Genomic DNA, 7,360 nt, shown 5'->3' with positions numbered 1-7,360 from the left:
ACCGGCCAATGCAAGTCCAAAGGGGACAGGGGACCTCTTTTCACTCAGTTTGGCATCGGCTTTTACGAGATTAAAGATCCATCGGAAGTAATACGTTACTTCGATTGCTGCAGTTATCAAAATCACTGCTGGTATCCAAAGAGATTTGTCCATTGTAGCTGAAATGACATATAATTTGGAGCGGAACCCAAAGAACAAAGGCATACCGACAATTGTTAGAGCACCAGCGCCAAATAGAAGTGTGAAGAGTGGGGATTTTCGGCCTACTCCAGTTACATTCTCGAAGTGATCACTGCCAGCTACCAAAGCTATTTGAGACGCTACTGAGAAAAGCAATAACTTTCCAAATCCATTGTTCAAAAGAAGCATCGAAGCGCCTATATAAGCCTTTGAACTTCCAATACCAATCAACATAAGGATTACGCCAGCTTGTGCAATGCTTGAATATGCGAGCATTTTTTTCATCCTTTTCTGACTAAAAGCGAGGACTTCCCCGATAATCGCTGTCGTAATGCCGAGAACTATAATGAGTTCATTTAACTTCCCTGAATTTATAACAAAGGTTATAACACGTATAAATGCCGATATCATGGCAATGGGAAAGACAGACGCAAGAATGGTCGAACCTCTTCCTGAAGCATTTGCATACACATCAGGAGCCCATCCGTTGAATGGAAATAGTTTGGTTTCAACGCCAAGTCCTACAACCATCAATAGCCCGGCAGCGAGTAGCACATTAGGGTTCAATGATGTTACCTTTGCTGCAGCGTCAGCCATGTTTAATGTTCCGGTAGAAGCGTATACGACTATCACTCCAAGAAGATAAAATGATGAAGCGATAGAGCCAAGAATGAGGTATTTCAATGCCGCAAATTTGCTAATTGCCTCTTTTCCGGATGCAGCCATAATGTAAGCGGAAATGGCAGAGATTTCAAGGAACACAAAGAGGTTAAAAAGATCACCTGTAAGAAGTATGCCATTTATTGCTGCCAATGAAAGCATGAAGGCGACAGACATTTTCTCATCTTTTTTCAATATTTCAGCTGAGGTTGCAACGAGGGCAAGCAAGAAAATCAGATTAACCGCCAACAAAAAAACACGGGTCATATCATTGACAACAAGGTTAATACCATATGGGGGAATCCAGCCACCTATGATGTAGCTTGTTACACCGTTTCCATTGAATATGAAAAGGCTAATAATGGCATTTGCCAAAGAGGCAATCCAGAGGAAAGCCTTTGAGAATTTTCCGGCGAATATACCAAGAAAAGCAAAACCAAGCGGTAATGCTATTAACCACGTGGGGTTCATGCATTATCCCCCCTTATCTCATCCAATTCAATTGTTCCATAGGATTCTTTTACTTTTAATACGAGAGAGAGTGCAAGAGCTGTTACTCCAACACCTATTACTATGGCAGTTAGCACCAGTGCTTGAGGAAGTGGATCAACGAAGTTCATCGAGCTTTTGTTTACTATAGGGGAAAGAATGGGAACTTTTCCATCAGCCACATAACCGATCGAAATGATGAAGATGTTCACACCAAGCTCCATGATATTGAGAGAAACTATGAGCTTCACAAGATTCTTTTGCGATAGCAACCCGTAGATTCCAATTGCTATGAGCATTATTGAGAAGTATTGAATCATTTTCTCCCCTCCTCTGCAAAGAAATCATCGAGGAGTGCTGAAAGTTCCGCTCCAACCTTTAGACCGATAACAGAATAGATAATGGGTATTAATCCTGCGCTGAAAAGATTGCCCATGGTTCCGGTTGGCAGGAAATTTTTGAGGAAAGAGCCAGTGACGAGTAATCCAGCAATTCCAATAACAACATATAAAAACCCCATAGTACCTTCAAGGATTTTAAGTAACTTTGATGTTCTCTTTTTATCGTCAGCAACAAGCATGAGTAATGTCCCGGCTGCGATAATTGTTCCACCCGGGAATCCACCGCCAGGTGTAAGATGGCCATGAATAAAGACATAGGCTCCAAAAGCAAGTAGAAGAGTAGCTATGATTCTCGCGGAAATTTTTACAATAGGATTGACAGAAATGGCAAGGCTTTTTCGTTGACCTCCGCCTATGAGAATGGCAACTCCTGTTGCAGCAAGAAAAAGAACTGTGACTTCACCAAGAGTATCGAAGGAACGGTAGTTAACCACGATTGAGGTTACCATATTCGCTGAACCACTTTCAGCATTTTCTGTCTTTCCGTATACTATTTCTCCAGAATCACCACTTACGGATTTGGATATGTACTTATTAGAAACACGTTCTGTTAGATTCACTTCACCAAATTTTGGAATGCCCTTAAATTCTTCGGAATCTGAATTGAGAATATTCACAAACATCAAAAAGAAGAGGAAAGCGATTAGGGCAGCAATTGCCTTTTTCATTCAGACTCCCTCCTTCCCAGCCGTTTCAAAGTGAGCAAGAAGATCGCCGTTGTTAGTCCAGCACCAACCGAAGCTTCGGTAATAGCCACATCTGGTGCTTTTAATAGGACGAAGGAAACCACAGCGAGAAGGCTGGCAAGTGAGAGCATAACAACTGAAGTAATTAGTTTCTTGGCTTCAATAGCTATGATTGCACTAACAACGAGTACGATACCTATGATAAAAGAAATAACACTCACTCATCAGCACCTCCCTTTTTTGGAAGGTATTCTCCTGTGTCGGTTCTTGGATCTGGTTTTACGCCAGCTTTTAGTGAGGCTCTTGCTAAGGCCGAGCTTCCAACCGGGTTAGTGATCGCGATAAATGCTACTATAACGATGGCTTTCAGAAGCCATTCGGGATGGGCAAATCCAACTCCCAGTATCAGCGAAAATGACCCTAAGGTTGTTGCTTTTGTCCCGGCTTGGAGCCTGTTATAAACATCTGGCATTCTATAAACTCCAAGACCACCGAGGAGGTAGAAAAGCGAACCAATGGTTATGAGTATGTACCCAATTATTTCCATTATCATTTTTTCCCCTCCAAATAGCGCGCCACAACCACCGTCTCAAGAAATGAAAGCGCAGCGTAAACAAGTGCTATATCAAGGAAGAGTGCATTTTCCTCAATAAGTGCAAAAAGCACAATAACCCCGGTGATTATGACGTTCATAATGTCCAGCGCAGCTACACGATCAGATAATGTGGGACCACGGAGTATTCTAAGCAATGCAAGCAATGCACCAAGAATTATTAAGGAGAGAAAAACTATAAAAGCAGTCATTCAAAAATCCCTCCAATTCTTTTCTCAAAACTGCCAACGATAGCTTTTTTGATTTCCTCCGGATCATCTGACTTTTTGTCTATCCAGTGGACATAAATACCTTCATCGTCCAATTCAAGACTGAGAGTTCCCGGAGTCAGCGTTATCGAGTTTGCAAGAGTCAGTTTTGAAATTTCTCCTTTCAACTTTACCGGTACCTTAACAATGGCTGGATTTATTGGAAGCGAAGGGCTGAGAACTCTTTTAGCAACATCAATATTGGCTCTCACCATTGCGACGATAAATATCGGAAGGTACCCAAAAACAAATTTCAGAGCTCTTATGGGGAAATCGATGCCGATGTTGAACTTTGAATATTTGGTAGTGATAATGGCAACCATCAAAGCAACAATAAATCCCGTCAAAAGTTCTGAAAAGGTGAAACTCGCTGTAAAACCTATCCACATTAGATAAGTAACCACAAAAACAGAAAGAAAATTCAGGGTCATAACATTCCCCCTTCTTGTGAATTTGTGAAATTAGTAACTATCATCTAAGCTATTATACCATAACCCAGTAGGGGTGTCATATTTCTGTGTTAATTTAATGATAGCTAAATCCCAAAACTCTGGTGTATTAAGAAGATATTCGCTGATTATTTTGTCGGTAAGCTATTGTTTTTGGGAAGTCACGAAAAAAGTGGGCTTCCCGAAGTTCAATGCTGCCACAAAAATTTACAAAAAGAGATATTGTGAAGATTATTGAGCAGTTAGACGTGCTTTTGCCTTTTAACTTCTTGAAATTTTCTTTTTATTGAAATTCTACGGTTTCTCATATCGAAGAAAAAAGAATTTCAAATACATGGAACTCCTGGGCTTGAAAAACTTACGACTTTTTCAGACTACAAAAGAAAAGCTTTTAATATGGAACACATCTAATATGTGAAGGCAGGAATTATGCTGAGATATTGGGTTTGGTCATTTTTGTATATAATTTCAGTGTTATGTCCAGTATCTTGAACAATCACCCTCACAGAAAGTTGATATTATTGGTTGTAACTGATTTTTGAGACACCCTATCAAATCTCTTTCCAAAATGCAAGTTGACATCAATACCCTATGAGATTCTTTGAAATTAGGTTTTGTTTATTAATAAGCTGCATTAATTCATCATCAAGAATCTGGCCGTCTTTTATCCTCACATTTCCATTTATCATGACAAAATCAGCTTTGCCGGCATCGCACATAATTATAGCAGCAGCGGGATCTGCAAGTCCTCCGGCAAGTGAAAGCTGGTTAAGATCGAAGCCAATGATATCTGCTGCTTTACCTACTTCTATCGAACCGATATATTCATCCATCCTAAGAACCTTTGCGCCACCCATAGTTGCCATATACAATACGTCTCGAGGGGTTAGCGCGTCGGCCCCCTTAACGACACGTTGAAGCATCATGGCATTTCTCGCTTCGAGCAACATGTTTCCAGAATCATTTGAAGCACTTCCATCCACGGCAAGGCCTATTCTAATTCCGGCTTCCTTCATTTCCTTCACCGGTGCGATCCCGGATCCGAGCCTCATATTTGAGGTAGGACAGTGTGCCATTCCACAATCGTTTTCAGAGAGCTTTCTTATATCTTCTTCAGACAGCCAAACAAGGTGAGCGAACCAAGTACGCGGGTTCAACCAGCCAATTTTTTCCATGTAGTCCACCGGTCTTAGCCCAACCTTTTCAAGACAATACTCTTCTTCGTCTTTCGTTTCCGCAAGGTGAGTGTGCAGCAAAACATCATATTTCTCAGCGAGCTCGAGAGTTTTTATCATAGATTGCTCTGTAACAGAAAAAGGAGAGCAAGGAGCCAGGGCAATACGTACCATAGCGTATTTCCTGGGATCATGGTACTTTTCTATTACCCTGATAGAATCCTCAAGGATTTCTTCTTCCGTTTGAACGACTGAATCAGGCGGCAAACCACCATCTTTCTTCGAAAGAGACATCGAACCCCGTGTCGGATGGAACCTGATGCCGCATCTCTTTGCAGCTTCTATTTCAGAATCTATGAATTTCGCCGTTCCTTTTGGATGAAGATAAAGCATATCCGTCGTTGTTGTAGTTCCTGTATGCATCATTTCATAAATGCCTATCGCAGCGCTTACATAGATTGCTTCATTATCTATGTTCTTCCAGAGTTCATAGAGATATACAAGCCAATCAAAGAGTTTCGCTGAAGAAACCGCTGGAACATTTCTAAACAAGGATTGTTACAGATGGTGATGAGTATTTACAAAACCCGGTAGGACCACCTTATTTGACATATCTATTTGCCAGTCGGCCTTTGGTGGCTCTCCAGAGCCTATTTCTTTTATCACGTTATTTTCTATAAGAATATAGGCATGGGTTAATTCTTCCATCTGTTTGTTCATTGTCATGAGCGTATCGATGTTCTTCAGTACAATTGTCATGTTTCCACCTCCGGTATAATTTTAACATTTATTTGAGAATGATAGAGCGGGTCTGGGGTCTAGTGATTCATATCGTTTCACCAATAGTCGCACTTTCGGCCATCGTCTCATAATTTGTCGCTCTACCAATCGACATTCAAATACTTATTTTCACACGAAAAGTGAATTTGTTTGTATAATCTTATCGAGGTGTATAACCATGACAGAGAGAAATTCCATTTATAACGAATCACAGGAGAAAACACTGGCTTTTTACAAAAAGAGACATCCATTGGTTGGTGGAAATAACCCTGCTTTGCTCGTGGTCGATGTCCAGAGATATTTCTTTGATTGCAATTCTAAAGCCTTCATTCAAGATTCATCTATAATACTTCCCAAAATTCAGGCACTTATTGAATTTTTCCGCAAGAATAATCTCCCTGTCCTCTTTACCCGGCATGTTGATATCCCTAAAAGCCCTATGCATAACTGGTGGGGTAATCTTATGGAAGAAAATGATTCCCTTACTGAATTGGTTATTAACTGTGAGCATGTAATAAAAAAGAGCAGTTACGACGCTTTTTATGAAACAAAGCTGGAAGAAAAATTGAGAGATTTTAAAGTTGACCAGCTTTATATCTGTGGCGTGCAAACCCACCTCTGTATTAGCAGTTCTGTGCGTTCAGCATTTATAAGGGGATTTAATCCGGTTGTTATCACCGATGCTGTAGCATCGAAGTACAGACAATTACATATCGCAGCACTTTCAACATTGGCGCATGGATTCGCAATCCTTGCAAATAGCGAAGAGGTCAAAAAATGCCTGTCGATGTCATCATAGTTGGTGCAGGCCCGGCTGGGATTGCCTGTGCCGTTCAGCTAAAGCATCAAGGAGTCAAATTTGTACTTCTGGAATCAAAAAGGATTGGCGGATTGCTGGTAAACGCAAATCTTGTAGAAAACATGCCTCTCCTACCTCCTTTATCTGGTGCAGAAGCGGTGGGTTTGCTTAAAGAAAAACTCAAAGACCTGGAAATTAAAGTTACTTATAGCACTGTGACTTCCATTGAAAAATCAGGGAATGTCTTTAATGTAACACATTCATCGGGGAGATTGAGTGCACGCTATGTTGTAATCGCAACAGGAACAGTGCCTAAAAGAATAGAGTCTTTTGAAGTTTCGCCAAAGGTTGTGTATGAACCTTTGGAACTTTTCAGTGTTTCGGAAAAGAAAATCGCCATCGCAGGTTCTGGTGAAGCTGCCTTCGACTCAGCATTGAGTCTTTCTAAATCAAATCGGGTTACCCTGTTCACAAAACACAGCGAGTTTCATATTTCGCCACATTTACACTCTAGAGTAGCAAAAAATGAGAAAATAGTCATTATGCATAGCAATCCGATCAAAAGAGTGTGTGAAAAAGGGGATAAACTGTTGATTATGGCAGGTTCTTTTAAGGACTGTTATGATAACCTTCTGATAAGCATTGGTAGAAAAGCGAATAGGAGGTTGCTCAGCCCTGAACTGTTGAATGATAAAAGAATTTTCCTGGCTGGAGATGTTAAGCATGGAAAGCTTGGTCAGGTAGCAATAGCCCTTGGTAATGGGATCGAGGTTGCTCAAAACATAGTCAGCTATTTGAGAAATAAAACATAAAAGGAGGACTTTGGCGTGCAGATTCTTGAGAAATATGGGAGAGATGACATTGCTTGGGTATTTCTTGG

General features: G+C 40.8%; 11 protein-coding genes. 2 read left to right on the top strand and 9 right to left on the bottom strand.

What is annotated here, in order from left to right:
* From AC3LHT_RS06985 to AC3LHT_RS06945, 9 genes are all read right to left on the bottom strand, one after another.
* Nucleotides 1-1,311: complex I subunit 5 family protein (locus tag AC3LHT_RS06985; RefSeq protein ID WP_488662398.1), on the bottom strand; the 1,311-nt coding region annotated here is incomplete at its 3' end.
* Nucleotides 1,308-1,649, bottom strand: coding sequence for a sodium:proton antiporter (locus AC3LHT_RS06980; protein ID WP_290645669.1), 342 nt, complete (start codon nucleotides 1,647-1,649; stop codon nucleotides 1,308-1,310). The genes AC3LHT_RS06985 and AC3LHT_RS06980, both read right to left, overlap by 4 nt.
* Complete coding sequence (gene mbhE, locus AC3LHT_RS06975; protein WP_290645671.1) at nucleotides 1,646-2,398, bottom strand: hydrogen gas-evolving membrane-bound hydrogenase subunit E; 753 nt, start codon at nucleotides 2,396-2,398, stop codon at nucleotides 1,646-1,648. Before mbhE ends, AC3LHT_RS06980 begins: the two co-directional genes overlap by 4 nt.
* A complete protein-coding gene (locus tag AC3LHT_RS06970) occupies nucleotides 2,395-2,637 on the bottom strand; it encodes a hydrogenase subunit MbhD domain-containing protein (RefSeq protein ID WP_290645673.1) in 243 nt (80 codons plus the stop codon). Before AC3LHT_RS06970 ends, mbhE begins: the two co-directional genes overlap by 4 nt.
* Nucleotides 2,634-2,963: a monovalent cation/H(+) antiporter subunit G gene (gene mnhG / locus AC3LHT_RS06965; RefSeq protein WP_366011281.1), complete on the bottom strand. Its 330-nt coding sequence runs from the start codon at nucleotides 2,961-2,963 to the stop codon at nucleotides 2,634-2,636. Before mnhG ends, AC3LHT_RS06970 begins: the two co-directional genes overlap by 4 nt.
* Nucleotides 2,964-2,965: 2 nt before the next feature.
* The gene (locus tag AC3LHT_RS06960; RefSeq protein ID WP_290667080.1) at nucleotides 2,966-3,220 is read right to left on the bottom strand and encodes a monovalent cation/H+ antiporter complex subunit F; all 255 of its coding nucleotides are present in this window, start codon (nucleotides 3,218-3,220) and stop codon (nucleotides 2,966-2,968) included.
* Entirely contained in the window at nucleotides 3,217-3,708 is a 492-nt protein-coding gene (locus AC3LHT_RS06955) for a Na+/H+ antiporter subunit E (RefSeq protein ID WP_488662397.1), read from the bottom strand. Before AC3LHT_RS06955 ends, AC3LHT_RS06960 begins: the two co-directional genes overlap by 4 nt.
* 599 nt (nucleotides 3,709-4,307) lie before the next feature.
* Nucleotides 4,308-5,453 (bottom strand): amidohydrolase family protein, encoded by a 1,146-nt coding sequence (locus AC3LHT_RS06950; RefSeq protein ID WP_488662396.1) that lies wholly within the window; start codon nucleotides 5,451-5,453, stop codon nucleotides 4,308-4,310.
* Between the two features lie 6 nt (nucleotides 5,454-5,459).
* The gene (locus AC3LHT_RS06945) at nucleotides 5,460-5,660 is read right to left on the bottom strand and encodes a hypothetical protein (RefSeq protein ID WP_488662395.1); all 201 of its coding nucleotides are present in this window, start codon (nucleotides 5,658-5,660) and stop codon (nucleotides 5,460-5,462) included.
* A gap of 199 nt (nucleotides 5,661-5,859) precedes the next feature.
* Here AC3LHT_RS06945 and AC3LHT_RS06940 point away from each other — a divergent pair, with 199 nt between their 5' ends.
* Both AC3LHT_RS06940 and AC3LHT_RS06935 read left to right on the top strand, forming a co-directional pair.
* On the top strand, nucleotides 5,860-6,480 hold the full coding sequence (locus AC3LHT_RS06940) for a cysteine hydrolase family protein (RefSeq protein ID WP_488662394.1): 621 nt from the start codon (nucleotides 5,860-5,862) through the stop codon (nucleotides 6,478-6,480).
* Entirely contained in the window at nucleotides 6,459-7,292 is an 834-nt protein-coding gene (locus AC3LHT_RS06935) for an NAD(P)/FAD-dependent oxidoreductase (protein WP_488662393.1), read from the top strand. The genes AC3LHT_RS06940 and AC3LHT_RS06935 overlap by 22 nt, the downstream gene beginning before the upstream one ends.
* Nucleotides 7,293-7,360: the final 68 nt, after the last annotated feature.

The sequence above is a fragment of the Kosmotoga sp. genome (assembly GCF_982836095.1).
The sequence above is the reverse complement of the archived record's forward strand: the minus strand, read 5'-3'. Positions and strand labels throughout refer to the sequence as shown.

Bases quoted from the DNA above. Each gene is read 5' to 3' on its own strand.
- AC3LHT_RS06980 (WP_290645669.1), bottom strand. From the start codon at position 1,649: ATGATTCAATACTTCTCAATAATGCTCATAGCAATTGGAATCTACGGG.
- mbhE (WP_290645671.1), bottom strand. From the start codon at position 2,398: ATGAAAAAGGCAATTGCTGCCCTAATCGCTTTCCTCTTCTTTTTGATG.
- mnhG (WP_366011281.1), bottom strand. From the start codon at position 2,963: ATGGAAATAATTGGGTACATACTCATAACCATTGGTTCGCTTTTCTAC.
- AC3LHT_RS06960 (WP_290667080.1), bottom strand. From the start codon at position 3,220: ATGACTGCTTTTATAGTTTTTCTCTCCTTAATAATTCTTGGTGCATTG.
- AC3LHT_RS06955 (WP_488662397.1), bottom strand. From the start codon at position 3,708: ATGACCCTGAATTTTCTTTCTGTTTTTGTGGTTACTTATCTAATGTGG.
- AC3LHT_RS06945 (WP_488662395.1), bottom strand. From the start codon at position 5,660: ATGACAATTGTACTGAAGAACATCGATACGCTCATGACAATGAACAAA.
- AC3LHT_RS06940 (WP_488662394.1), top strand. From the start codon at position 5,860: ATGACAGAGAGAAATTCCATTTATAACGAATCACAGGAGAAAACACTG.
- AC3LHT_RS06935 (WP_488662393.1), top strand. From the start codon at position 6,459: ATGCCTGTCGATGTCATCATAGTTGGTGCAGGCCCGGCTGGGATTGCC.